General features: G+C 60.4%; 24 protein-coding genes and 2 pseudogenes. 7 read left to right on the top strand and 19 right to left on the bottom strand.

What is annotated here, in order from left to right:
- Together NKI08_RS30865 and NKI08_RS30860 are read right to left on the bottom strand one after the other, a co-directional pair.
- Positions 1–647: pseudogene (locus NKI08_RS30865) on the bottom strand (DUF932 domain-containing protein); the annotation flags it as partial.
- 304 nt (positions 648–951) lie between these two features.
- Positions 952–1,574: pseudogene (locus NKI08_RS30860) on the bottom strand (carbonic anhydrase); the annotation flags it as partial.
- A gap of 461 nt (positions 1,575–2,035) precedes the next feature.
- On the opposite strand from NKI08_RS30860, the gene NKI08_RS30855 reads away from it, so the two are divergent.
- The gene (locus tag NKI08_RS30855; RefSeq protein ID WP_352774782.1) at positions 2,036–2,383 is read left to right on the top strand and encodes a response regulator; all 348 of its coding nucleotides are present in this window, start codon (positions 2,036–2,038) and stop codon (positions 2,381–2,383) included.
- Between the two features lie 465 nt (positions 2,384–2,848).
- Here NKI08_RS30855 and NKI08_RS30850 read toward each other — a convergent pair whose 3' ends face one another.
- From NKI08_RS30850 to NKI08_RS30770, 16 genes are all read right to left on the bottom strand, one after another.
- Positions 2,849–3,781 (bottom strand): ArdC family protein, encoded by a 933-nt coding sequence (locus NKI08_RS30850; RefSeq protein WP_352774780.1) that lies wholly within the window; start codon positions 3,779–3,781, stop codon positions 2,849–2,851.
- A gap of 290 nt (positions 3,782–4,071) precedes the next feature.
- Entirely contained in the window at positions 4,072–4,446 is a 375-nt protein-coding gene (locus tag NKI08_RS30845; protein ID WP_352509597.1) for a hypothetical protein, read from the bottom strand.
- Positions 4,443–4,781, bottom strand: coding sequence for a hypothetical protein (locus NKI08_RS30840; protein ID WP_352774778.1), 339 nt, complete (start codon positions 4,779–4,781; stop codon positions 4,443–4,445). Before NKI08_RS30840 ends, NKI08_RS30845 begins: the two co-directional genes overlap by 4 nt.
- On the bottom strand, positions 4,781–5,281 hold the full coding sequence (locus tag NKI08_RS30835) for a hypothetical protein (RefSeq protein ID WP_352774776.1): 501 nt from the start codon (positions 5,279–5,281) through the stop codon (positions 4,781–4,783). The genes NKI08_RS30840 and NKI08_RS30835 overlap by 1 nt, the downstream gene beginning before the upstream one ends.
- On the bottom strand, positions 5,281–6,438 hold the full coding sequence (locus tag NKI08_RS30830) for a hypothetical protein (RefSeq protein ID WP_352774774.1): 1,158 nt from the start codon (positions 6,436–6,438) through the stop codon (positions 5,281–5,283). Before NKI08_RS30830 ends, NKI08_RS30835 begins: the two co-directional genes overlap by 1 nt.
- On the bottom strand, positions 6,435–6,602 hold the full coding sequence (locus tag NKI08_RS30825; protein ID WP_352774772.1) for a hypothetical protein: 168 nt from the start codon (positions 6,600–6,602) through the stop codon (positions 6,435–6,437). The genes NKI08_RS30830 and NKI08_RS30825 overlap by 4 nt, the downstream gene beginning before the upstream one ends.
- Positions 6,602–7,525, bottom strand: a complete 924-nt coding sequence (locus tag NKI08_RS30820) for a hypothetical protein (RefSeq protein ID WP_352774770.1) — start codon at positions 7,523–7,525, stop codon at positions 6,602–6,604. Before NKI08_RS30820 ends, NKI08_RS30825 begins: the two co-directional genes overlap by 1 nt.
- Entirely contained in the window at positions 7,522–7,719 is a 198-nt protein-coding gene (locus NKI08_RS30815; protein WP_352774769.1) for a hypothetical protein, read from the bottom strand. Before NKI08_RS30815 ends, NKI08_RS30820 begins: the two co-directional genes overlap by 4 nt.
- A gap of 1,179 nt (positions 7,720–8,898) precedes the next feature.
- Positions 8,899–10,062: a hypothetical protein gene (locus tag NKI08_RS30805; protein ID WP_352774767.1), complete on the bottom strand. Its 1,164-nt coding sequence runs from the start codon at positions 10,060–10,062 to the stop codon at positions 8,899–8,901.
- Between the two features lie 233 nt (positions 10,063–10,295).
- Positions 10,296–10,433 (bottom strand): hypothetical protein, encoded by a 138-nt coding sequence (locus tag NKI08_RS34785; RefSeq protein WP_502899688.1) that lies wholly within the window; start codon positions 10,431–10,433, stop codon positions 10,296–10,298.
- A 350-nt stretch (positions 10,434–10,783) separates the two neighbouring features.
- Positions 10,784–11,491, bottom strand: a complete 708-nt coding sequence (locus NKI08_RS30795; protein WP_352774766.1) for a DUF1906 domain-containing protein — start codon at positions 11,489–11,491, stop codon at positions 10,784–10,786.
- Positions 11,492–11,651: 160 nt separating this feature from the next.
- Positions 11,652–12,266, bottom strand: a complete 615-nt coding sequence (locus tag NKI08_RS30790) for a glutamate acetyltransferase (RefSeq protein ID WP_352774764.1) — start codon at positions 12,264–12,266, stop codon at positions 11,652–11,654.
- Positions 12,267–12,441: 175 nt separating this feature from the next.
- Positions 12,442–13,317: an Evf family palmitoylated virulence factor gene (locus tag NKI08_RS30785; protein ID WP_352496684.1), complete on the bottom strand. Its 876-nt coding sequence runs from the start codon at positions 13,315–13,317 to the stop codon at positions 12,442–12,444.
- 138 nt (positions 13,318–13,455) lie between these two features.
- Positions 13,456–14,151, bottom strand: a complete 696-nt coding sequence (locus tag NKI08_RS30780; protein ID WP_352451774.1) for a helix-turn-helix domain-containing protein — start codon at positions 14,149–14,151, stop codon at positions 13,456–13,458.
- Positions 14,152–14,416: 265 nt separating this feature from the next.
- On the bottom strand, positions 14,417–15,376 hold the full coding sequence (locus tag NKI08_RS30775; RefSeq protein ID WP_352774792.1) for a LysR family transcriptional regulator: 960 nt from the start codon (positions 15,374–15,376) through the stop codon (positions 14,417–14,419).
- A 235-nt stretch (positions 15,377–15,611) separates the two neighbouring features.
- Positions 15,612–16,991 (bottom strand): alpha,alpha-trehalose-phosphate synthase (UDP-forming), encoded by a 1,380-nt coding sequence (locus NKI08_RS30770; protein ID WP_352706706.1) that lies wholly within the window; start codon positions 16,989–16,991, stop codon positions 15,612–15,614.
- 569 nt (positions 16,992–17,560) lie between these two features.
- Between NKI08_RS30770 and NKI08_RS30765 the strand changes: the two genes are divergently transcribed.
- Entirely contained in the window at positions 17,561–18,280 is a 720-nt protein-coding gene (locus tag NKI08_RS30765; RefSeq protein ID WP_352451776.1) for a winged helix-turn-helix domain-containing protein, read from the top strand.
- A 176-nt stretch (positions 18,281–18,456) separates the two neighbouring features.
- On the top strand, positions 18,457–18,681 hold the full coding sequence (locus NKI08_RS30760) for a hypothetical protein (protein WP_352774761.1): 225 nt from the start codon (positions 18,457–18,459) through the stop codon (positions 18,679–18,681).
- A 1,389-nt stretch (positions 18,682–20,070) separates the two neighbouring features.
- On the opposite strand, the gene NKI08_RS30755 is transcribed toward NKI08_RS30760, so the two are convergent.
- Positions 20,071–21,066 carry a LysR substrate-binding domain-containing protein gene (locus NKI08_RS30755; protein ID WP_352774759.1) on the bottom strand — a complete coding sequence of 332 codons (996 nt, stop codon included), beginning with the start codon at positions 21,064–21,066 and terminating at the stop codon, positions 20,071–20,073.
- Between the two features lie 103 nt (positions 21,067–21,169).
- On the opposite strand from NKI08_RS30755, the gene NKI08_RS30750 reads away from it, so the two are divergent.
- The 4 genes from NKI08_RS30750 to NKI08_RS30735 all read left to right on the top strand — a co-directional run bounded on the left by NKI08_RS30750 (position 21,170) and on the right by NKI08_RS30735 (position 25,649).
- Positions 21,170–22,702, top strand: coding sequence for an ATP-binding cassette domain-containing protein (locus NKI08_RS30750; protein ID WP_502899687.1), 1,533 nt, complete (start codon positions 21,170–21,172; stop codon positions 22,700–22,702).
- Positions 22,699–23,703: an ABC transporter permease gene (locus tag NKI08_RS30745; protein WP_352774757.1), complete on the top strand. Its 1,005-nt coding sequence runs from the start codon at positions 22,699–22,701 to the stop codon at positions 23,701–23,703. The genes NKI08_RS30750 and NKI08_RS30745 overlap by 4 nt, the downstream gene beginning before the upstream one ends.
- A 22-nt stretch (positions 23,704–23,725) precedes the next feature.
- On the top strand, positions 23,726–24,691 hold the full coding sequence (locus NKI08_RS30740) for a substrate-binding domain-containing protein (RefSeq protein ID WP_352774756.1): 966 nt from the start codon (positions 23,726–23,728) through the stop codon (positions 24,689–24,691).
- 64 nt (positions 24,692–24,755) lie between these two features.
- Entirely contained in the window at positions 24,756–25,649 is an 894-nt protein-coding gene (locus NKI08_RS30735; protein WP_352691957.1) for an amidohydrolase family protein, read from the top strand.
- Positions 25,650–25,662 lie beyond the last annotated feature (13 nt).

The following is a 25,662-nucleotide window of genomic DNA, read 5'->3' as shown; positions in this document are numbered from 1 at the left end:
TGATCTTCGTCGTCTCCGCCTTGGAGAAGCCGCGCTTGCGCAGGAAGCTTTGGCGATCTTCGTCGTCCCGAGCGACGACACGCTCCCGCGAAGCCTTGATGCCATTGACGAACGGCATGGGCGAAGACTCCGCGAACTGGATCAGCGCTGTCTCGGCTTCCAGGGCAAAACGCGAGGCGGCATATTTGGAATGCCGGATAATGATTTCCTGGAAATCCTGCACGCCCCAGAGGCAACGATTCTGGCACACTGCACGTAGATAGAAGCTGGCGATTCCAAGCGTGCGGGCGCCGACCTCCGAGTTCCAGCAATAAAACCCCCTGAAAAAGACGTCGGGCGAGCCATCGGGCAGCTTGCCGGCTTCGATCGGATTCAGGTCGTCGACGAGGAAGACAAAGACATCACGGTCGGACGCATAGAGCGTCGTCGTGGCATTGGAAATGTCGACATTCGGATTGTAGATTCCCGTTGACCAGTCGAGCACGCCAGGAATCTTCCAGCGGGTGTCGCCGGTACCGTTGCCGGCGATCTTCTGCACGGCCGCGATCAGCTCTTCATCGAAAATCCTGCCCATAGTCCGGACCTGTAACCGCTCGCAGGTGGAGGCGTCCGTTCTCGATCTCCAGCGTCTTCACCTGCTCGGCGCGTTATCTGAACAGTCAAGTTGTCTCAGCCGGATTTTCGGCGGCGTTTTCCTGAAAAACCGCGGGCTTCGGGGCGATCTTGGCTCGTGAGACAGACGCGCGAATTGCTGAGGCACGTTGGCGGTCGTTCAACCGGCACAGCAGGCCAGCTCGGCGACGTCCTCGCCGAACGAGAGAGCAGTTTCGCCCCGGGCTGGTGTGGTGCTCGATCGGCCGAGCTGACGCAAGAGGTGACGGATGGCAGTGCGCAAGTGTTCACTACTCCTACGCGAATGACGCCTGAATCGCTTATCATCCGGGCGATACCGGCCCGCCGGTCACAGTCACATTCAGATCGGTGATGAGCCCGCTCGACAGCGAATAGACCCAGCCATGTACCGCCAATGGCTGGCCGCGCGCCCAAGCATCCTGAACGAAGACGTCGGACGCGACGTTCCTAACCTGGCGGATGACGTTGAGCTCGCAGAGCCGGTTCAGCCGTTCTCGGTCGTCGGTGTAGGCGGCCAGCTCGTCCTTGTGGTCGTGGGCGACTTCGCGGATCGGATGGAGCCAGTGGTCGACGAGGCCCCGGCGCTCGCCATCCACTGCAGCGGCTATGCCTCCGCAGCCATAGTGGCCGACGACCAGCACGTGCTTCACCTTGAGCACGTCGACGGCGAACTGCAGCACCGACAGATAATTCGCATCCTGGGGCGGGGCGAGGTTGGCGACGTTGCGGTGAACAAACATCTCGCCGGGGTCCAGCCCCACGATCTCGTTCGCGGGTACCCGGCTATCGGAGCAGCCGATCCACAGATATTCGGGCCTCTGCTGCCCCACCAGTCTCTTGAAGAAGCCGGGATCGACCGCGAGCTTGCCCTCGGCCCAAACGCGGTTGTTTTGCTTCAGCTGATCGAGCATGAAATGGTCGACTCCTTGGTTACTGTTGATGCGCGCTCGCTTCACCACTTTGGTCTCTTTAGACCGCTGTTGCATATGGTCGGCGAGACGATCATAGCTCGCAGCAATGGCACGCATTTGCCGTTTGGCTTCTGTGTCATCCAGGAGTTTCGCGATGGAGCGAAGCTCCTCAGCTCGCTCGTGCCAATACTTGGGATCGTTGATGAAAGGATGGGTCAAGGTAATCACGCTAAGCGCCTATACCCTTCAGCTGCTTCCCACGGTTCACAGACTCTACGAGATCGTTCACGATCCGCAAAATATATCATGATCGAAGAGTACTTGTCAGGAGTGAACGGGCGGAGGCTTTGGCTCGGCCAAAGACGTTCACCGGCCTCGCGCACCCCGATGCGCGAGGCCCTTACAGCCTGTGTACGATGCCAGGGAACCAGACGCTGGTGCTACGCGTATTGAGGCCTGGGTCGGTGTGTGTCGCTGAGGGGGAAAGGCGAGTGGAAGAACGTCCAATCATTCTCGTTGTGGAAGTTGACGAGACGATCCAGGAGCTCGTCCATGATGCCCTGACGGAACGCGGTTACCAGCCGGCAATGGTGACATCCGCCCATGAGGCGGTGAACCGACTTCAAAGTGGGCAGGCGGACTACCGGGCGCGTGGTTTACCCGATCGGCAGCATGAACAGCTGGGAAGCGGCTCGGAAGGCGAGGAAGATCGCCCCGGATTTGCGGTCGTGTACATGACCGCAGGCACTGGTAACGAATGGCCTTCCGAAGGTGTCCCGAGCAGCGTCCTTCTGCAGAAGCCATTTGCCTTGGCACAACTGGTGACTGCCGTCTCTTAGAGACACCCGCGGTGTTAATCCTCGTGCAGCCTGAGGGGGGTCTATTTGAGAATAGGCAAATGATGGCCGTGCATCTCACGTTATCCACGCGGGACTGAATAAGTTCGCCACGCCGTTTTACTGCTCACTTTCATCCGTCGTCAGGAGAGGGAATTGATCGTTTCCCGTAGTTTATCGATGGAGACTGGCTTCTCAGCACTGGTCTTCGGCGGAACAAGGAGGGAAGATGCTGCTGCCCATAGCCCGTGATGAACAGAAAAGGGCGCCCTCGCCTTTCGATGGTCTCAGCAATGGGATCGACGCCAAAACCGCCAATGTTGATGTCGAGAATGGCGAGGTCAAACTCACCCATCAAGGCATATGGGCCAGCGCACCAATAGTGCCGGCTTCGGCGACGACCCGATGGCGAAGTTCATCCACCATGTCCGCTATCATCATTCGGACGAGAACTTCGTCTGGGGGCGCCTATGCGGCGCCCCGGACCTCGTCCTGCTGAGCGTCGGTCTGCTGGGCGTGCATCCAATCGGCGATCTGTTGCGCCTTGCTTGCCGCCGTGAAGATGGCGCGCTTGTCGGACCGCAGCACCTGGAGCCAGGAGGCGATGTAGCGGGCATGATCGGGCCTCGGTTCGACGCTGAGGCTGAGGTCGGCGCAGATCATGGCGCTGAGAAGTTCGACCGTGCATTCCTCCATGGCGTAGGCGGCCGAGCCAAACCGTCCGGAGAGATCGCGGTCGAGGCGATGCCTGGCGCCGGAAGCGTGTCCGCATTCGTGGAGCAGCACGGCGTAGTAGGCGACGGCATCCCGGAAGCAGGCGAACTCGGGCATCTGCACATGATCCCTGGATGGGATGTAACAGGCCTGCGATCCGCCGTGGCGGATGTCGATGCCAAGGGCGGCGCAGAATCGCTCGGCGTGCTCGATCCGCTCGGCCATCGGCAGCAGCTGCATCTCGGGCGGTGTATATCCGTCGACCTGGGCGGCATTGAAGACGGTGTAGCCACGGGCAAACAGGCGCCGTGCGGGCGTGTCGTGATCCTCCCCGTCGTCCTGACGATCTGTGCCGCCGCTGCGATCGCTCGTCTTCCAGAACACGACGAGGTGGCCGCGCTCGCCCTTGCGAACCTGAGCGCCGAGTTCATGCCATTGGCGATAGGTGCCCCAGATGCCGGCGGGATAATCGGCCGCATGCGCCGCAACCCAAAGGGTGATGACGTTGACGCCGCGATAGGTCTTGCGTGAGGCGACGTTGACGGGCGTGGTGATGGCCGACCCGTCGTGATGCCAGGGCATCCGGTACTCGCCGGCGCCGGTCTCGATGGCGGCAATGATCTGGTTGGTGACGCGCTCATAGATATCGTTGACGGTCCGGGTCTGGCTGTTGCGATCGGTGGTCATGGGTGCCTCCTGTGCTCGCCCTCTCCGTCGAGGGCGAAGCGGCAGGGGCAGACGCGGCGAGCCGGGCCGTCACACCCTGTTCTCGGTTACTGGTGCGGAACAGGGTTGACGGCCCGGCAGCGTCTGCCACAACCGAGCCCCTGCCTCGACGGGCGAGCACAGGAGACGTCGGGCATGACCGATGGCCGCAGGACCGGCCGGCGGTGAGGATGTTGCGTGGCTCTCAGCCAGCGCCGCCTCGCGGCGGGCGCTGCAGCGGAACAACCTTGGCCTCATTCGACAGCGCCAGTTCATCCTTGCAGGCCGGCAATCACAGCGTCACGCTCGGCAACCTGTAACGTCAGCACCTGGATGTGCTGCGCGAGCGTGCGGGTGAGCGCGCGCAGTTCGGCCATCTCGGCACCGCGCACGGCCCGGAGCTCGGCTTCGAGGGAGCGGACGCGGTCCTTCAGTGCTTGAGGAGATGATCGCCGGTGGCGCGCTTCGGCAGCACGAAACTCGGCGAGAAGATCTACCGCACGGTTCGCTGTTGCTCGGCTGACGCTGGCCTCGCGCGCCAGGTTGGAGACGGTAAGCGCGCCGTCGGTGCGATCGGGCCGGCCGTCGAGCAGCCGCTCCATGGCCGCCCTTAGCGCCGCTTCGCTCTTTGGCCCGAGCGCAGTCATGCCTCACCATCCAGGAGAGGTGCAATCAGCCGGCGCTTGCGCTCGTGGTCCCGCAGGATCGCTGTGTGCTGGAGCGGTGAGAGGCGCCGGTCGGCAAGCAGCGCTTCGCCTTCTGCGATCGAGGCCTGCCAGGGCTCACGATGCCGGACGGTCAAGCAGGCGTTCGGGCATCGATCAGGGCTGCATCGGGACAAGGCCGGCGCCGGTCGCTCGGTCTCCGGCGCTTCCGTAAGGCAAAGCGCGGTCGCGGCTTCGAACAGGCAGTCGTTGAGGAAACCCACGTGCAAGGTCCGGCCGAGATGGGCCAGCATCGTGCGCAGTCGCTTGCGGTCCATTATCCGGCCGGGAAGATCGCCAAGCTCGTCCTGCACATAGGCGAACTCGCGCCGCAACCGCGCGGCACCCGGTCCAGCCGGACCCTCATCGCGAAGAAACGCCTCGTAATGGACGACGATATCGTCGAGCTGGCCGAGTGCGCGCTCACGCTCGACGGCGAGGCGGAAGTCGGCCTGCCTTGAGCCGCATAGCCCTCGAAGATGGCGATCGAGGCGTGCTTGTACTGGATCTTGTCCGCGACGGTGCCGAACGGCCGGTTGGCGATGTACCAAGCGACGGTTCGGCGCAATTGCCGCGTCGTGAACTTCCAGGGCTCGTCTGCGATGCGCGGGATTGCCGGTGTGTCTCCGGAGCGCGCATCCAGGCTGTCGCGGAACAGGTTGAGCGTCGGTGCCGCACCTATGCCGAGATGATCGGCGCTCCAGGGCCAGTCCTTCAGGGTCACCCATAGGGATGAGAGCCCCTTCTCCTTGCGATTGCGTGCCGAGAGAACCTCCATTACCGCGACGGCCCGGGCGACGGGTTCGATCGTGATCCAGTCGGCCGTGACGCCGCGCGCGCCATGACGTTTGTAGACGGTGCTGCGCACCCGGTAGCGCTCGACCAGGCCGTCAGCGCTGCGCACCGCCGACACGCAACCGGCTGCATGGCCTGCACCTCGCTGTCGCGCATGCCGGTGAGATAGGCACAGACCACATAGCAAGCACCTTGCAGCATGCGCTCCTCGCGGGCGAGGCTCAGCCCGTCGAAGCGCTCGCGCCATAGCAAGCCGGTGTCGGGATCGCTCGAGATTGGCGTGTCGAGGCCGCCAACCTCGATCCCGAGTTCGGCAGCCGCTTCATCGATCAGCTGTGCAGTCCGATCGGACTGGCTGACGCGACCGCTCTCTGGCGCGCCAGCATGCAGGCGCATCAGGTGGAGATTGTAGGGCGGGATCACCTGGCCGGTCAGCGGATCAATCCGGCGGGCGGCGTTGGGCGCGCGCTCCCAGATCGGCACGCCCCTGCCGGCGGCCCGGCGCGCGTCGAGCCACTTCGCCACGCGGGCGCGATAGGTCTTGGCGACGGCCCGTCCGGTCCGTGTGTCCCGCGCGATCAACCGGGCGCAGCGGGCTTCGAGAGCATCCAACTCCGTCCGCGCGACGAGGATATCGGGTGCATAGACCTCGACATACTTGTGCGCCCAACGCAGCATGGCGCCGATGATCGGCTCGGGAATGCGCGGCGTGGCGTTCTCGGCGGGCGCCGGCGGACGGCCGGCAACGCGGTGAGCCGCGCGCCCACGCCAGGGAAGAAAACCGATCCCGCCGCCGGTCAGCCATGGCGACAGGTGATGCAGGTCAATCGGCACCTCGACATACTTCACCGTCTCATGGGGCGTTCGTCGCCCGCCGTCACGGGCATGGATGAGATAGGCGTTGAGCAACGCCTGATCTATCCGGCTCAGATCGACCGCGCCGATCCGTGCAATGAGAAACGCCGCAAAATGCTGGACATAGTGCAGCAAACGGATCGCCGAGGTCGCGCCGCAGGGCGCCCGATATCCCGGCACATGGATGCGCAGCCGGGCGATCACATACTCCTTCGCCAGCCGCCGCGTCACCGGATCGGTGATGCGGGTGAAGTTGAGCCGGTAATTGGAATAGCGCGCGTTCACCCGGAAATGGCGGCGCCCAAATCCCAGTGATCGTCGCCGAAGCGGGGAAGCGGCGTGCGGTCGGCCTCGTCTCTGATCGCGATGCCGGCGAGCACAGGCTCGTCGTCTCCATAGATGGCCGACGGCAGCGACGGCTGCGGCGAGCGCTTCGCGAACCCTGGCATCACGGGGCTCCCGCTTCGGGCGGCAGGTAGATGAGCGCAGCGCCCGAAGCGGCGACCTGACGAGCCCGCTCGATCTCGGCATCACTGAACCGGGGCAGGATCTGACCGGCGATCCGGCCATGAACGCGGCCGAACTTGGTCGCCCAGTCGGCTTCGCTGAGTGTCTGTCTCTGCGCCCGGATGAAGGTGAGGAAGGCCAAAAGCGCAGGCAGCTTGCGGGCGGTGATCACCGCGTTGTTGCATGCGAGACAGCCCCAGAACGGCGATGGACAGGCCCCTCCCTCGGCGCCGAACGGACTCCTGTAGAAGCCACCGCAACTGGCGAGCCAGACGTCCTGCTCGCCGCTCAACAGGGCCTGAACGGCAGCCGCTCCCGAGACTGGCAGACCGATGGCCGCCGGATCGGCGCGGACGGCAGCTTCCTCGTCCGACGACAGGACGCACGGGCGCAGGGCGGCGTCGAGTGCATCGCTCATGGCGTCGGCGATGGTCGCTTCGTGCAGATGGCGAAGTGCGGGGATGTCGGCATAATGATTGGCCGCGACCACGACGCTATGGCCGACGGCGAAGCGATCCATGCAGGCAGCACTCACGTCCGCAAGGCGTGCAACGCGCGGACTGTCGGAATCGAGATAGCGCCAGAACATCTTGAGCGCATTGGAATAGGCGTAGGCCGTCGAAACCGAGCCGGCCGGACCTTCGACCTGGCAGGCGCGCCAGAGCGCCCCCGCCAGCGTCCGGGCCAATGCCTTGCGGCCGGCGAGCATCGTCAGGTCGATCGTCATGCTGCGGTCCGCGAGGATAACCGTGAAGCGCAGCGACGCGATCGCAGCGGCGGCCTCGCCCTCAGGATCAGCTAACGCCTCGGGGAAGAGCGCACGGCGGCCCGGCCGCCGCACCGACATAGCTACCGCAGTGGTCATTCCACATCACCGGCCGTATCTTCGGCCCAGCGATCTGCGGCCGCCTCGACCAGTTCCTGCGCCTCGGCGAGGCTGTCGAGATAAATGTAGGTGCTGGTGACACTCGCGTGCCCCAGGAGGTGCTGGAGCTTCTGCAGAGGATCGCCGAGAATCCGCCGATAGGCCGCGCCATGCCGATCCTGCGGATCGAACACGGTCCCGATCTGCTCGCCGTCAACATGGAAAGCATGTTGACGGCGAAGACGTGCCGCAGCGTGTGCGGCGTCACGTCGAGATCAATGCCGAAGCGGCGGCAGCGGGCGCAGGCCCGGCGAAAGGCGGCTTCCCAAGTTGCCGAGGGCACGGGCTGGCCGCCTTCGGTCAGCCAGAGCAAGGCATGCTGCGCCCTGCCGGGCCCGCCGATGAGCACCTTGCGGCGTTCGCCAGGCGTCAGGCGGTCGAGCCGAACGCGTCTTCCGGTCGTATCGACGGCCTTCCTGTCCTCAGGCATCAACCAGAGCGGATCGGACACTGAAGGTTCCGACCGCTCGGCCAAGATCGTGCGCTCGAGATCGACATAGTCGCCGATCAAGGCCAGCACGCGGCGGGGAATGCGAATGCGCCGCAGCCGTCCGCCCTTGGCGATCGGACCCGGAAGATCGAATGGAACGGAGCGCGATTCGAGCTCTCTCGCCCGCGGAAGATCGGTCAGCAGCAGGCTGCCGGCCTCCGTCAGCCGAGCTGGGCAAGAATGTCGGAAGCCCTACCAAAAGGGAGAGAGGGCGGGTCACCGGTACCGAGAATCGGTGCAGCGCAGACGATACGCCAATTCGGCACGCATTTTGCTCCGATTTTTTTTCACGGGGAACGGCGATGGCAGATCTCCGATCGCCCCCGCAGGAGCGGTTCGTGAAGCCGCGCCTTCGTGCGGCAGCCAATGACAGGCGTATCCGCCGGATCGAGCAGTGGAGGTAGGTCAGCATGGTCGCGAGGCATTCTGATGCGCGGGAGGGCGGCGGCCAGTACGTGATCGCCGTCAAAGGCAACCAGTCGAAGCTGGCGAAAGCGACGACCAGCGTGTCGCAGGACAGGCAACGGACTGCCAGACGCCGATGGCGTTCAATCGAAGGCCTGATCGCGGGAAGCTCGATCTTATAGTGTTCGCTGACGGATTCGGCAGCAAGATCGCTCGACAGACTGGCCCGGCAGCCAGGGCGATCGAAATCCTCGCTCAGGGCGGCTGTGACCCTTATGTCCCGGCTTGGCGCCGCCGGGCTTCGCCTTGTCCCGACGCTCCTTGCGATCGGCTGTCGTCTCCTCGTCAGTATGGCCTCCGCCGGCTAGATTACGGGCAGGTCGCCCAGACCTTGGGAGTTAAGTTTTACTAAGATCGGTTACCGATTGATCAATGACCCCCTTTTGTCGCGCCTATTTTGGTGCGATGGCCATCGGAATTCGAATTTCTTCCCGTCTCGCCATGCCAGGCCGAAGCCGTTGTCCGTTGCTAAGGCGAGATCGTCCGGATTCGATGGCCTGCAGTCGGTCACAACGAGGAGTCGCGGATTGCCCTCTTGCTTCTGATGGTAGTCGAGCAGTTGGCCAATTGCGGCCCGTATCGCGAAACGGATCGTCAGCGGGTCGGTCGGCTTGATCTCTGCCAGCACCGGTCCGAATTGCGCGTCGTGATAGCGGACATCGACCCATTCCATGTTGGGTACAACTTGCGTGGCGTTGGACGCTTTGAGAAACGCCTCGAAAGCCGACTGCAGGTGATGATGCTTGGGCGTAATTTGGAATTCATTTTCCTGGAGGTAGCGGGTGTATGGATCGGTGGCCGTTCCAGCGCTTTTCCTCCCTTTGCCCCTAGGTGGAGGCGCATTGCGGACGCTCCGGTCCCGCACGTCGTCGAAATCATCCGTCGATAGCCACGCTAAGATTGGATGCGAAGATGGCAGCCTTTCGGCGATAATGGCCAAGGCTTGATCAGGCCTCACCGCTTGGTAGCTCCCATGCATCTTGATAATTGCCTGCCGAGGCGGCGACGGAGGTTTCGAGGGTATGATGTCGTCAGGGATGATTAAAATCGACGGGCTGAACCAGACGAAGTGCGATTGTGGACAACGCCATTGGACCCATTCGTACGCATCCTCCCAATGGGCGTCGAAAGCTGCCTTGTTCTTCTTGAGGCTTTTGATCCCTGGTAACTTCCAGAGTGCATTGCCGTTCCTACGCAGATCCAGCTCTTTGGCAATTGCCGCTCGATCGTTCTCATCATTCTGATAAATGGCGCATGCGGCACCTACAGCATAGAACTGACCGTCCCTCATCGTCGTCATGATGATGCCGAGGTTGCCCTCGTCGGCATAACTGAACATTCGGCCTTTCCCTTGGGTGTGAAAAACTTTCCAGCCCTTCCAGACCCAATCGGACCGACCATTCCATTCCTCGTGGCCATAGCCATGAACTCCGGCATAACCGCTCGACGTGGTTCCGCCGATGGGGCCGAGATAGCCATTGCTGTTCCAAACGACTGGCTTCAACACGACCATCTTACCCATGCGGAGCTCCTCGATGATCCAAACCGACAAAAGTCGGCAAACAAGAGTTCAACTGGCGGAATATCAATGCCAAGGCTCTATGGGGCGTCGTCTCGAGTACTCGGTCCAAGTCGAGACATCGAGGATGAGCCGATATTTTGTCTCTCAGCCCTTCGAACATCAGGCGGTCGCGCGGAACACGAACTGGACGCCGACTGCCTTTGGCCTCCTATCGTTTCTGCTCTTGAGCTCGTCTAAGCCCGCTGAACACAGGTGAACTGCCGCATTCTCGCGTATAAGTGCCACGCGACATCGACTTCCCTCAATTGATCAAGCATCCGGTGCAGTTCGGGGCGCTCCCATCGACCGCCGGAAGCTTCCTCTTCAAAGATCCGTTCGCTACCGGCATCGGTGAGCGCCTTGATCTGCGCCTTTGTTGGACTGCTCGTCGCCTTTGCTCACCCGGGCATAGCCGATCAGCATGGAGCTTCCTTTCGCAAACGGTCGTTTATGGAAGGCCGAGGGTGTCCACGAGAATACAGGTTCGGAGCCTTTCATAATCCTCTTTCATTATGGCGCCGTAAGGCAAGCGGTTTGTGAAGGGATGAACGATGCCGGGATATCGATGACGAAGATGCAGCGGGAGAAGCTTCCGGTGCAGCCTGACAAGGCGTGGGCGTGCCTTGTACCGTTCGGGAGGAATCGACCATGCGAAAGCTCTTGCCCGGCCGGGAGCGAAGATTTAGCGCTCCTCGCGCAGCAACTTTGAACAACGCAGACGTTCCTTCGCGTCGCGAGAGGGGAGAGTACCTGCCGGCCCAAATTGACCAAAGTTTTCAAGGGCCGGATTGACGACATTTCCATCGTATCCGAAGCCCCCGATCTCGGAACGCTTTTCCATAAACTTTTGGAAAAGCGACCAATCCCCCTGCTTGAGCGCTTGTCTCGTTCCGGACCATCCCAACGAGCCAGAGAGCCATATATGGTCCACCAGCCCCTGGCGCTTCATGTGGTGTCCGACCGTGCCCGATCCGTAAACGCCAACGAGATAACGGCCAGCCAACGCATTCCGCACACTCCTGAAGTAGGGTGCTATTCGTGCAAGATGCTGTGGTGTGTGGTAGTCCCAATCGACTGCAAAATAGATTCCGGAGCCTTCGGGCTGTCCCAACGCGGCGGCCAGATCAAGCGCACGACCGGAGTCTCGCTCTCCAGCCGCACCATGCAAGTCTCTGATATTGCCGCCCGCGCCACCCCGCTGCTCGAAGGCCACAGCTACCGATATTCCAGCACCATGAAGGGCGGCGAGTTCCTCCCCTGTCAGACATTTTGAGGGAAAGGGTGTAATATTCCGATGGTTGTAGTACCGGATTACTGTATTGACGCCAGATTCTGCCAAGCACACAGCAAAATCGCCGACGTTCTGCGGGACGTCGATAATATCGTGCATAGTCCGTCTCCCCGAAGGCCGAAATTGTATGGAAAATGCGCAGTTTATACGGTCACCTCGCCCTCCCACGCTATTTCTTCGCGCAGCCTTTTGATGTCATTTCCCGCAGCCACCAACGCGGCGCAGACGCAATCAGCTATTCCTCTGTTTGCCCTTGGGTCTATTGCAGAATGTCGCTACGTCTCTGACTGTGGGACCGCCGGCTGGAGAACAAGCGCAGGTAGTACGGTGAGTCGCTCGGCGAGCTGAAACGGCCGAAAACCTGCGCGATAGTGGATTGCGTTTGCTCGTTTGACAGGTTCAGCGATGCGGAGAGCAATATCGAGGTGATGGCGAGACTGTCAGCGCTTCCAACTTCGACCACGGCAAGGCAGGTTAAAGATAGACGGACTTCCGCGGAGTCGGATTGATCTAGGACGAGGCAATTGAACGCCGTCGGTTCGCCGTGTTTGCTCAGATAGCTACGGATTGCCTTTGCCAGACCGGCGCCAGCTTCATTGCCGTCGGCGGCATTCGCGCAAATTGACGCAAAGGCACTGGGCAATTCCGCCACGTCCATCGTGCGGTTTAGCGTTCTTGAAGTCGTGGCGGTTTCCACCTGGTTCGGCACCATTTGCGCGGCATTCTGCCATGCTCGAGAATCCAGAGTCCGGGTTTGGTCTTCGAATAGTTTCTGGACCATGGCAGAGCAAATCCTCTCCGCCTCGAGCGGTTGGCTGCTCTGCGGGCCGATCACCAGGAAAAGGCCCGCAGCTGTTTTTGCGAATGGGTTCATGTCTGCTTCCCTATGGAAGCGGGACCGGAGTTCGCCGGCACCGGGGGCGCGACAGAGCATCGGTAGTTCGCAAGGGCTTACCGGACCGCTCTATCGCATCCATGATGCGGGCGACGTTCGTCCAAATCCACGCTATTGGTTGGGTGCGCTGCTTTCGCGATCAAAGGCCTGACGATCAGACCTGCGGCTTGATGTCTTGTTGCGGCGTCGAGCCACCGTTGAAAAAGTTCTTGGCCTTCTTGAACTGGTCGGTGGAGTTCTTATTCACAAGCTCCTGGAAGTTTTCGTGATCGGGGCCGCCTTTGCGGATCCGACGGGTCTGAACAAGATTGGTGACCTCGGCATAGTCCATGTCGACGCGGACGTAGTGGGTCGACGAACAAGAGGATTTCAGCTCGAGGAAGTGCTCTTTGAACTCGATCTGCCGCAGAACGATTGCTCCGTAGTCGTAATATCCGCCTGCCCCATTATCGAGAAGGTAGCTCTGGTAGGTGCATGTCAGCGCCTTGTATCGCTGCGCCTTGCCGTTTGCACTGAAGGTGAGATTCCCCATTTCTGTAAGAAAGGACTGGAAATCCAGCAGCAACGATGCCCCGTCGGTAATGATCGCCTTGGCAATCAGCGAGAGGAAAGTAGCTGAGACCGACGTCCCGGCCACCTTTTTTGAAAAACTCTTCAGTTTTTGCCTGCCCATAGAGAGATCTGGAATGTTGCCAACAACATCGGTCCATGTGTTGATATCAAGCTTCTGTGCATCGATGTTCGCATAATGGGTATGCATGTAGTCGTTAATAATTCCTCCTATTGCCAGTAGATTGTCCTGATTCTCATTGAGGGTGCCGCTGTACGTCGGATCTTCGGTTTTTTGGCCGATGAGGTGAAACTGCACTGTCCCTTGAGCGTTGGCGATCGTGTCGTCACTGGGGGGCGCAGCATCTAACTGGGCCAAAACAAGGGGCTTGGCGTAGAAAAATGCGGACGCCGCCTCATAGTGTTCTTTGGAATAGCGCTGTTCATGCTCTTGAACATTCACTGAAAATGCGTTCGACATGCTTTATCCTCCTGCTGTGAGACATGAGCGTTGGTCGAGAGCTTAAGGTGCCCAAAGCGCGGAAACGCCTCGGAGATGAGATGATCTTTGCGTGCCCGCGTCGCCTTATACCAATTCGCTCCGGCCCCCACCTTTGCGTTAGACAGGCTTTTCTCTGCGCCGTATCATTTTGCGATAGCGCAGTGGCGAGAGGCCATGAAACGCCTTGAAGGCTGTGGAGAAGTTGTTGCTGTTCTCGTAGCTGAAGGATTCGGCGACCTTGGCGATGCTTTCATGCCCGTTACGCAACCGGTCAGCAGCCTCCGTCATCCGGTAGCGCCGTAGCCAAGTCATTGGCCCGCAGCCAAACGATGTCTCGAAACGGGTGGTGAGCGTTGTCCTGTTGGTCCCTACCATTCGCGCCAATTCGACGCGGGTGATCTGCTGATCGACCCGCTGCGCCAGCAGACTGCATGAATTCTGAACGATCGGATCGGCTGAGAAGAAAGGCGGGGTAGAACGCTGCGCGAACTGAACGATGCAGGCGGTAAGTCTGCGCAGAACTTCCTGCTCGGTGAGCGGCCACAACAGGTAATCGGAATACCCGTTGGAGAAGACCGCTTGTCGATCCAGGCTCTCTTCCAGAACCAGAGCCAGTTTGACAGGTTCGGGCGAGAGCTTCGCACGCCCGTGCTTGTCGTGAATCGGTTCGCGACAATCGACGATGACGATCTGCGCGGAGCGCCCTGCCCGCAATAAACGGTGATCAAGGATATCGATCTGCCTCAGAGAACTCGCGATTAGTGCCAAGGACTTGCATGCTTCGGGGTCCGAGCCAAGATATGCTGCCAGCATGCAGGCACCTCACAGACACCATGGGAAGCTGGCCTGTGGAAGGCTTGGCGCGGCCGAATGGCGGTCGAAGAGAGGCGGTTTTTGGCCTGTATATAGATGGCTGGGCGTATGATACCTTCTCGTCTGGCCCTGTTGCCTCGCTTCAAATTGTCGAAACCGGCACGGTTTCAATGCGCTGGCACAGCAGAGCCAGCTTCCCCTCCCAACGGGCGAGCAGGGCAATAAACTTTTTCCGTCATATCCTGACGATAGCCCCGGATTCGGATCACGTTTCTTGCCTAGGCGACTCATCAGTCACTTGCCTTCCCAGTTGGGATATTTTGCTCTCAGTTCCCGCCGCCGCGGCGACGGCGATCTCGTGGCGCAGACAACGATGCTCCGGGTCGCGATGGGAACGCTCGTGCCAAATCAGCGCGACTTCATAGGGTGTCAATTGCACAGGCGGATCCATAATCGCTAGCGGCAGCAAGGCGGCGATCCTGGTCGCGACGCCGCGTGGTACAATCAACAGCAGATCGGTCGCCGCGATCGCCAACGCGGCCGTCAAGATGTTGGAAACCAACACCGGATCGCGACCCTGGAGATCTAACTTGACCAGTTCGTCATGCACCCGGCCGAAGCCGTCTTTGGAGTCCAATGCAATGGCTGCGTGGCGCAAGGCCGCGAAGCTCTCGATTGTCCATTCCCGCGCCAGGGCTGGATGGTCGTGGCGCAGCAGGCAGGCAAACCGGTCGGAGTAGAGGCTGCGCCTCAAGTATCCGGGCGGCGAGGCGCTAATCTGCCCTATAGCCAAATCGATCTCGCCTAGCTCAAGCCGCCGCATCGCGCCGGAGAGAAGCGGATCGATGACGACGTCCAGATGAGGCGCGTGCTGGCGCAGCCGGGGCAGGAGCCGCGGCAGCAGGACCAGTCCTTGATGATCGGGCATCGCCATTATCGCCTTCGATCGCCAATTGGCTTGGGCAAGACTGCCGTTCACTATCCCGCGGATCGCATCCAGCACCGGCGGCAGCATTCGGCTCAAGCGTTGGGCCTGCGGGGTCGGAACCAGGCCCATGGAGCCGCGAACCAAAAGATCGTCGTTGAAAATGCCACGCAGCCTCCTCAACGCTCGGCTCATCGAGGGCTGGCTCAAGCCCACGTGTCGAGCCGCATGCGTGACGTTGCGGTGTTCCAGCAGCGCTTCGAGAGCAAACAGCAAGTTCAGGTCAATCGACGCCAGCATTTGCCGCTGCCGTGTGGCGCGAGGTTCCGCGACAAACGGCTGCGCCCGCTTTTTTGAAGTTTCGCGACTGCAAGCGAGCTCATCCACGGCCTTCTCCTCTTGTCTTAGTAAGCGGTGTGCTCGCGCTAAGCGTCAGCACATTCGGCATCGCTCAGCGAGGCCGAAATGCTGCCTGATTCACTTGGTCGCGGTCAGCCTCATGCTGGCGAAGCTAGGCCAAGGAACGCGGCAAAGCTCAGCGCTGATCCAGGCCTAACAGAAAGTCGTCGCACCAGCGATAGACGTTGTATTCGCGGAGCCGGCCGATCATCGCACGCCAACGATCGATCCGCTCATCTAACTGCATGTCCAGGGCTTCTTCGATGGCCCTCGCCGTCGCTTCCGGATCGTAGGGATTGACGAGGATCGCTCCGCCTAGCTCTCTGGCTGCGCCGGCAAAACGCGAAAGCACGAGAACACCTGGATTCTGTGGGTCCTGTGCGGCGACATATTCCTTAGCTACAAGGTTCATGCCGTCGCGGAGCGGCGTGACCAGGCCGACGCGTGCCATGCGGTATAGACCGGCGAGCTCGCTGGGTCCAACGGACCGGTTGATGTAGTGAACGGGCATCCAATGGATCGTTCCGAGTTCGCCATCAACGCGCCCCACCCGCTCGGCGACGTCCTTTTGCATCGCCAGATATGCCGGTATTTCCGTGCGGGATTTCGGTGTGATCTGCAGCAGTTGCGTCTTGCCGATGCGGTGGTCGTTGCTCCGCAGGAAGCGGTCAAACGCGACGATGCGCTTCTCGATGCCCTTCGAATAGTCGAGGCGGTCGACGCCGATCGCGACTTTACAACCGGGAATCCTCTGAGAGGGCTCCTGCAGAGTCTCGCTGCGCGCCGCCTGCTCGGCCAGTCGTTCGAACTCGGCCGTGTCGATGCCGATCGGAAAAACGCCGCAGCGAAACACACGTCCATAGGCTTGGCACACACCGTTTGTGATGGGGTCCGGTAACCCCTGACGGCGCAAGCATTCGGCGAAGTTACTAAGATCGTCATCGGTATGAAAGCCGACGAGGTCATAGCACGAAAGCCCGCGTAGCAAATCATCATAGTGCGGTACGGTGAAGAGGATGTCCGCCGCCGGCCACGGAATGTGCAGGAAGAAGCCGATCTTATTGCCGCAGCCGAGGTTCCGCAGTTCTTTCGCAAGCGGGATCAGGTGATAGTCGTGCACCCATATGACGTCGTCGTCGCTGATGAGCGGCTGCAACAGCTTTGCAAACAGTCGGTTGACGCGCTGATATCCGGACATTCGTGCTTCGGAATACTCGGCGAGGTCGACTCGGCAGTGGAAAACCGGCCAAAGAACCCGGTTGGCAAAGCCGTAGTAATAGTCGTCCAAATCTGTCTGCGAGAGATCGGTAAGCGCATAATTGATCCCGCCGGCCTCCCGGCGTGAGATCGGCCCTGACGGGTCCTCCCCGGCTTTCACCTTCCCCGACCAGCCCATCCATAGGCCGTGCCTTCGCCGGAGCGCAGCGCTCAGCGCAATCGCCATCCCGCCTGGCGGCGGGGAACCATGCTCGTCGGGCAGCGAAACCCTGTTTGAGACTACGACCAGTCTACTCATCTCCACTCTCCTGCTCTCGGACATCCCGCCGTTCATGAAAGCTCCGCCCCCTGAGCGATCTGCACAATAAGACATGCAAGTTCAAAAGAAAGGATAGCATGGGTCTAGAAAGGAGATTGGAATTAGATAAAAGGTTTGGCATCAGGAGTTTCCTGTAGACAGTGGAATTAACATCAAGGCGAGTTCTGCGTCTGATCAATAAATCTCGACGAATCCATACGAATGTCAACTTTTCAGCGATTTAAATTGAAACAAAGCTGAACTGAATTGGAGCCGCCGGGAGAGGAAGTTGGGTGCAAAAGCGCTCCAGTGATGGTGCCAGAGGACCGGAGCGATACGAATCTCAGCGGGGATAAACCCGGTCTGCCGAACGAGTGGTCGCAGAGGACGGACAATCCATCAAAAACTAGCAGGCTTTGGGGGCACTGTTGCGCAGCAGGAACTCCGCATAGGACCTATTTGTCTGCGCTATTCCGCAATACGCCTGATGAAGATTGTCCCACCTGCTGAGCGTCACTAATTTGACTACCGTCCCCGGCAGCCCAAGCTGCAGTCAATAGGAAGTGACCATGAAGAACATTCTCATCGTCGGTCAGGACGCGTTGACGAGAGAACCGCTTATGGGCTTCTTGTCTAAGCATGAGTTTAACATCAGAGCGGTCGAAAACCGCCAGCAGGCCGCCAGCAATATGGCTTCTGAAGCGATTGATCTAGCAATTGTCGACCTGAGCTACGGCCGAGAGGACGGTTTGCAGTTCGTTCGAGATTTTGGTGCCAAGAGGGATCTTCCGATCATCATCATCAGCGGTGACTTCGTAGATGAGGCCGACAAGGTGATTGGCCTCGAAACCGGCGCTCGCGACTACATTACTATGCCCTTCGGGCTTACGGAGTTCCGCGCCCGCGTGCGCGCCGCTATGCGCCAGCGGCCGGAGCGTGACCGAAACACCATCTACCGTTTCGATGACTGGCGAGTTAGCACCAAGCGTCGGAGCTTGCGCCGGGGAACGGATCCTGACGTCAAGCTCACCGCCGGCGAGTTCAACCTCCTGATGGCCTTTCTCAAGAACCCAGGTCGGGTCCTTTCACGTGAGCAGCTTCTGATGGCGACCCGTGTCTATGATCAGGAGGTCTACTACCGCAGCATCGATGTTCTTATCGTCCGCCTTCGCCGTAAGTTGGGGCAGGATAAGGCGCCGCGCCCGCAGTATATCCGCACCGAGCGCGGCGCGGGGTATATTTTCGACAGTGTCGTGAATATTGAGGAACTAAGGACGCGCCGTGGTTGATGGACGGCCAAGATCGCGCGGGAAGCGAACGTGACCCAGCACCACTGCAGGCGCTTCAGAATATCACGAATAGGGTCAGGCTTTGCCTTCATAGGAATGGCCTCCAGCCACCTGGGCACCTCGTACTATCGGCGTTTCGCGGACCGGTAGGGCCGCGCTGATTTCTGCGTGGACTGATGACGGCGATCGCTTCGGAGTTGGTTGTTGAGATTGCCGATTTTGGCATCGCGGTGGCGGTTTGCGCCGCCTTCGTCGTCATGCGGGCGCAGTTCGCCCCTGGTGCCATACGGGCGGGTGAGATTGTAGGCGAGATTGGCCATGCCGATCTTGGTCTGGCCCGCCCGATGCCGATCGTGCCCACGAACAAGAACTCGCGAGCAGCGGCTGTGGCGGCGATGTAACCTTCGGCCTTGCCGATCGCTTTACCAGTCGCCTTCGTCTGTACCATCAGACCGGCATATTCGCGCGAGGCATCCAGGTCGCAAGCCAAGACGCGATTTCAAATAAGGGGCCTCTCGCGGCGCCGACAAGGTTTCGGAATTTTCCGCTCCTCGCAGGTCGGTAGTGGCTGTTGCATACGTGCAACTCAAGCGCGAAGAGTTATCTCAAGGGCAACACTATTCTTGAATTCGGCGGTCAGAATGCGAGTAATCAGCCAAACTCGCCCGATCGAGTCTTCTCGCTACGGGCCACCAATCAACCTGGGACGCCCCTGTGAGTGCCGATACCATTGCTGGCGCAGTGAGCCGGGAGAGCCTCTCTTTCCCATACCTCCGCATTAAACCCGAGACCACTGTGCCAGCCCAGCGCCCTCCGCCGGCTGGCAGCAAGATGACGGCTGCCAAACGATGGGGCTCCGTGCTCTAAAGATAGAAAATGACGTTTGGCCTACTGCACACCGGGATTTTGCCTGTGATCGCTGCCACAAGCCATCGGTGGTCTTGGTGGTGACGAAACCGCATGCGTATGTTTGCCCGCTGTGTCTAGACGGCGATCCTGCCGAGCAAACTGAGCGTTTTGACTAACATTCTCGGCAAGCTTAGAAGGAGTGGTTCGCTCGATAACAACAAACCCCGAAAATACCTCGCTCATTGTCCGGGCCACGCGCTATCTGGATCGTGGAATTTCGTTTCATGAAGAAAACAGCGGCAGTTTTTAATGAGAGATGAAGTAACCGATCTTTTAACTGAGTTGGCCCTTTGGGCGAATGTGGTGATGAAATCGGAAAGGGGCGATAGAATTAAAATTTGCGCCGCCTACGACGCCGGTCTGCAGCTAATCGCTGAGCGTACTACGCCCGGGTCTCCGCCCCGACCGGGCATTGAAGCTTGCATCCTGCAGCATGAGAAACTGAAGGCTGCCGAAGACATCAGCTGCGTAGGTTGGATACTGGCCGCGATCGCCACGCGTGTTGGGGAACGAGATCTTCCGAAATGGGAGGAAGCTCAGAAGGTCATTGGCGCCACGGTTCGGTTGCTTAGTCGCTACCGTCAAACTCGCGTTCATTGAAGCCATGGCCGCGTCGGCGGAATGGCATTACAATGCTGTCGAGCATTCCCTGTAGAGTTGCACGGACGATGACGCCGGTAATTTACGGCTGTATGAACTGAGTGCCTCCGTCTCCGGCTGCGTCAGAAAACAGGTAAGTCAGTCGTTGTCGGGTTGGAAAAGAGGAAGGTCGCTGGAAAAGCGGGGCCAACCCATTCGCTTGCACACAGCCTGCGTTTTGCCAGCTTCAACCGCAACGTGCTGTCAATCTTCGTCTTGCCATGTCTTGAACGCCGAACTGTTCACGCCATTGGCGCCGCTTTGTCATCCCGTGCCCCGAAATGAGGCCGTCGTTCGAACGATATGCGCAGTTGCTTTTCCGCCAGAAACCGGCGAGCCAGATCGGTGTCGCGCTTACCCACGCGTGACACCCAGTCCGAAAACAGGCGAACCGCGCGCCGGTTCATATGCCGCGAAGGACAGACCAGCCAGTATCCCGGAAACTCGATGACCTCGAACTCTATCGAGACCGGAACCAGAGAACCCGACACCAGGTCCTCGAATGCGATGGATGTGCTTTCCAGGACCACACCTGCACCGTCCTTCGCCAGTTGAATCGACATTGACGAACGGTCGAAACGGTAAGGATAGGCCATGCGGGCGCCCTGGATACCGTTGCGCGGCAGCCAATAATCCCACCGGAAATAGGCCTTCACACTGTCGATCAACCGCGCATGGCGAAGCTGCTCGCGCGGATCCGGTGAGATCGCGCGCAGTCCGGCAAGATAGGAAGGCGAGCACATCGGCAGGATCAGATCGTTGACGACGCAATCCGAATAAAGGCCGGCCCAGCCGCCGTCGCCATAACGAAGATCGAGATCGATGACCTCCGTTTCGAAATCCGAGAAATTGGGCGTGGCGTCGACGCGCAAATTCCAGCTCGGATAGCCCTTGCTGAACTCGGCCAACCGCGGCGCCAGCCATTTCTCGCCGAAGGAAGGACTGACGCGCAGGCTAAGCTGGAAGCTTTCGCGCTGCCGCACAATGGCATTACGCACCTCGCGTATGGATTCGAAAGCCTGGGTGGTGGTCTGGAAGAGCCGCTCACCGTCGATCGTGAGCGAGAGATGGCGCTTTTCGCGCTGAAAAAGCCGGACCCCGAGTTGGTGTTCGAGCAGCCGCAGCTGCTGGCTAACCGCCGAAGGTGTCACCTGCAATTCCTGCGCGGCCTTTGCCACGCCGCCGAGCCGCGCGACCGCCTCGAAATGCGTCATCGAATTGAACTTGATGTCTGACATCGTCCTCGTCAGTTAAGCTCAGCTACACAGAATATTAAGAAACGAGAATTGAGCCTAATGTCAATCGGTCGCATCATCCTGTGGTCTCGGGAGGAGATGCAGGATGGAACCGGGTTCACCCCAAAGCTTGGGTAGTGCCGGCAATGTGCCGGCAGTTGGACAGGCATCGACCAGGAAGCCCCTGATCGAGGCTTCCAACGTCAAGAAGAACTACGGCGCAACACGGGTCCTTCGGGGCGTGAGTTTTCAGGTCCGGCCTGGCGAAATCCACGCGCTCCTGGGCGGCAACGGCGCCGGCAAAAGCACTCTGATCCGCATCATCACCGGGCTGATCTCACGGGATGCCGGCGATATTGGCTTCGCCTCGTCGAAGGCCTGCCACACCAGCCCGATCATCGCGGTGGTGCATCAGGAGCTGGCGCTATTGCCCGAGCTGTCGGTCGCGGAAAATATCGGCATCGTGCATGCAAAGGCGGGCTGGTTCCAGATCAGCCGTCGCTGCATGCGGGAAATCGCGCTCGGAGCGCTCCGGCTGATCGACCCAGCGATCGGCGAAGAGATCATCGATCTGCCGGCACGCAAATTGTCCCTCCACGAAGGCCAGATCGTGGAGATTGCCCGCGCACTTTCGACTGGAGCGGAAGTGCTGCTTCTCGATGAGCCTACCGCGAACCTGACAGCCGCCGAGACGGTCAAACTCTTCTCGGTGCTAAAGCGGCTTGTGCGAGAAGAAGGCATTGGTATCGTCTTTGTTTCTCACCGTATGCGCGAAATCCGCGCGCTCTGCGATGTCTGCACGATCTTGCGCGATGGCGTCACGATCGCGAATGCCACGCCCCTGACCTCGCTCAGCGACGCGGACATCATCCAGCAGATGGGCCAACACGCGCAGCGTCCAGCAACCCACCGCAAACCGCAAAGGGGCCTCCCCCAGAGCCCACCGATCGAGCTGCTGGGCCCAGACAACGTCAGGATCGCAATTTTGTCCGGGACCATTTTGGGACTGGCCGGCGCACCGGCGGGCCCGACCGGCCTCATTGCTCCCCTTGTGGGTGCCGGACCCGGAGCTGGCTGGCGCCTTTCGGGCGGGGGTTTTGGGGACCGTTTCTCGTCCCCAGCGGCAGCGGCGCGGGCCGGTATCGGCTTTGTTTCGGGCGACCGCGCAACCAAGGGGATCCTTTCGCAGCTGCCCATCGTCGATAACGTGCTTGCAGCACGCAGGGTTCGCGAAAGGCGGCGGATCGTGGCCGCAGCCGAGCGGCAGGAATGTCACGATCTCATTTCGGCGCTGAAGTTGAAAGCCAGCTCGATCTGGGATCTGCCGGCCTCGTTGTCCGGCGGCAACCAGCAGAAGCTTCTCGTCGCACGGTGGCTTGGACTGCCGCTCCGGATGGTGGTGCTGGAAGAGCCGACGCGTGGCGTCGACATCGGCACCAAGCATGACATTTACGGTTTGATCCGGGAGATGGCCGACGCTGGCGCGATCATCATCTGGTGGTCGACCGAGAACGTCGAACTGCTCGAGCTTTGCGACGCCATTTTCGCCTTTGACACCGATGGGCGGCCAAAGGGCTTTCTGCCTGAAGAGCACTTCACCGAGGAGGGGCTCGCCGAACTGACGGGGATGGCGGCATGACCGACGCAACCGACGGCACCACCACAACGAAAAAATTCCGGACCACCACGTCGCGCGTCCCAGTAGTTCTTTTGTCCTACCGCACGGAAGCCGCGATTGCCGCTGCGATCGTCGTCCTGCTGCTGGCCGTCGGCATGTTGGTGCCCGCAGCACTCAGCATGGGCAATGTGCAAAACATCATCCAGGCCGCCGCGCCTCTCATAATCATGTCGCTCGGTGTTTTGCTGGTCGTCATTACCGGCGGAATCGATCTTTCGGTCGGTTCAGTCTTTTCCCTGACCGGTATGGTGACCGCGCTGGCGATGGCCAGTGGCGCCGACGGACTGACCGCCAGTGCTGCCGGCCTGGCCGTCGGCCTTGTCTTCGGCTCGATCAATGGTCTTCTGGTCACGGTCGTTGGGCTCGCGCCTTTCGTCGTCACGCTCATCACCTACGCGGTGGCGGGCAGTCTGGCCTTCATCGTCACGAATGGTCGTTCGATGCCGATCGGCGCGCCGGATTTCTGGCTCCTGAATTCGGGCGAGATTATCCCGGGCGTCCCCAACCATCTTCTGTTCTGCATCATATTGATGATCGCGCTGGAATACGTCCTGCGCAAGGTCGTGCTCGGACGCTGGTTCTTTGCCGTCGGCTCGTCGGCAATTGCTGCCCGGCTGCTCGGCATTCCGGTTCTGCGCATCAAGTTTGCTGCCTATGTCGCTTCAGGGCTGCTTGCCTCTTTCGCGGGACTGCTGACCGTCAGCTACATCCTCAACGCCGAAGCTACGGCAGGGGCGAGCCTGATGCTGCAGGCAATCGCCGCCGTCGTCATTGGAGGGGCCAGCCTATTTGGCGGAACTGGGAGCGCGATCGGCGCCATGCTGGGCGCTCTGATGATCACCTGCATCCAGAACGGCGTGAACCTCATTGGCGTGAACAGCTTCTGGCAAGGCTCCGTCACCGGCGCCGCAATCCTGCTCGCGGTTCTGATCGACCGCTTCAGCAACAAGAATCGCATCTAGATCATCAACGTGAGGAACCAAGATGAAAATAAAGACAATCCTGCTTGCAGCATTGGCGGCGGCGGCCGCCTTGTCCAGCGCATCATACGCGGAAGACAAGAAGGCCGTTGCTTATATCGCCCCATCGCTGGACATCTCCTACTGGCAATGGGTCGGCTACGGCGTCAAGGAGAAGGCCAACGAACTCGGCATGGATTATGTCGAGTACACCTCAGAAAACTCACCCGCCAAGCAGATGGACAATGCTCGGATCGCCGTGACCAAAGGCGTCGCGGCCATCGTGATCGGCCCCGTCAGCTCGACCTCGACACCGCCGCTGCTCGACTATCTGGCGAAGCAGAACGTGCCGATCGCCTTCGCCGGCATCGGGCCGCAGCCGGGCCTCACCAACTATACGTCCTCGGTCACCGCGAACAACTATGAGACCGGCAAGGCGCAGGGGAAATTCACCTGCGAGCTCGCCAAGGAGCGTGGCGGCAACAAGGTTGGCATGCTGTCGCTGCCGCAGGACCGGGAGAATGCACAGAAATACCTAAAGGGCGCCAAGGAGGCGTTTGCCGCCAACGGCTGCGACCTCGTCCAGATGCTGGAAACGCGTGGCCTGACAATCAACGAGGCCGTCACCCAGGCAAACGACCTTTTGACCGCCAATCCCGACATCAAGGCCATCTACGGCATGTATGACGAAGCCGGCACCGGCGCCGCCAAGGTGGTCGAGACCCGGGGCCTCACCGGCAAGATCGGCATCACCGTAGCCGACGGCTCGCCGACCACGATCGCGCTGCTCAAGAAAGGAGCGCTCCAGGGCATCTTCTTCCAGGAGGCAGTGGGCCAAGGCATCGACGGAACCCAACAGGTCTACAACGCACTGACGGGCGCGCCGGTGACCCAGGATCTGGCCTTGGTCATGCCTCTTGTTACGGCCGACAAGGTTGACAGTCCCGAGGCCAAGAAGGTCATCGCCCGCGTCTTTCCCCCGAGCAACTGACCGCCACCCAATGGATCCGCCGGCTTGGCCGGCGGGTCCAGACCTCAAGCAAGGAATCCCGACCGTGGCCGAGCTGCCGTTCATCGATCCGCACCATCATTTGTGGGATCTGGAGGCCAATTATTATCCGTGGCTGACCGACGGGGTTAAGCCGTCAGCCTTCGGTGACTACGAGGCGATCCGAAAAAGTTACCTTCTCGAGGACTATCTTGAGGACGGCAAGAACCAGAACCTCGTAAAATCGGTGCACCTGGATGTGGGGTTCGATCCCAGCGATCCGGTTGGGGAGACGCGCTGGCTGCAGGAGATCGCCGACAAGCGGGGGTTTCCCCACGGCATCGTCGGCTATGCCGACCTGTCTAGACCCGATGTTGGCGAGCTCCTCGACCGCCACATGGAACATCAGAACTTCCGCGGCATTCGGCAGTCGATGAACTACCATCCCGACGCCGCTAAGACATATCAGGCGCGGCCGGAGGTGAGCCGGACACCCGAATGGCGGCGTGGTTTCCGGGAGCTGGCGAAGCGACGGCTGAGCTTCGACCTGCAGCTCTACTATCCCCAGATGGGTGAGTTCCTCGAACTCGCGCGCGACTTTCCCGACGTCCAGATCATTCTCAATCACACCGGCATGCAGGTCGACGGCGCCGAGCATTTTGGCGCCTGGAAAAAAGGCATGCACCAGTTGGCGCAAGCGCCGAACGTCGCCTGCAAAATCTCGGGCCTCGGCATGGGCGACTGGACTTGGACCACGGCCTCGATTCGTCCTTATGTCGAGGAGGCGATCGCAGCCTTCGGCGTCGGCCGCTCGATGTTCGCGACGAACTTCCCCGTCGACAAGCTGTTCTCGAGCTTCGACGCCATTTTGAACGCCTTCAAGGAAATTACGATCGCCTACCCGCACGAGGAGCGGCTCGCGCTGTTCCATGACAACGCTGCCCGGTTCTACCGACTTTAGATCACCGGCAAAC

It is taken from the genome of Mesorhizobium sp. M0768, assembly GCF_040320195.1.
GTDB lineage: Bacteria > Pseudomonadota > Alphaproteobacteria > Rhizobiales > Rhizobiaceae > Mesorhizobium.
The sequence above is the reverse complement of the archived record's forward strand: the minus strand, read 5'-3'. Positions and strand labels throughout refer to the sequence as shown.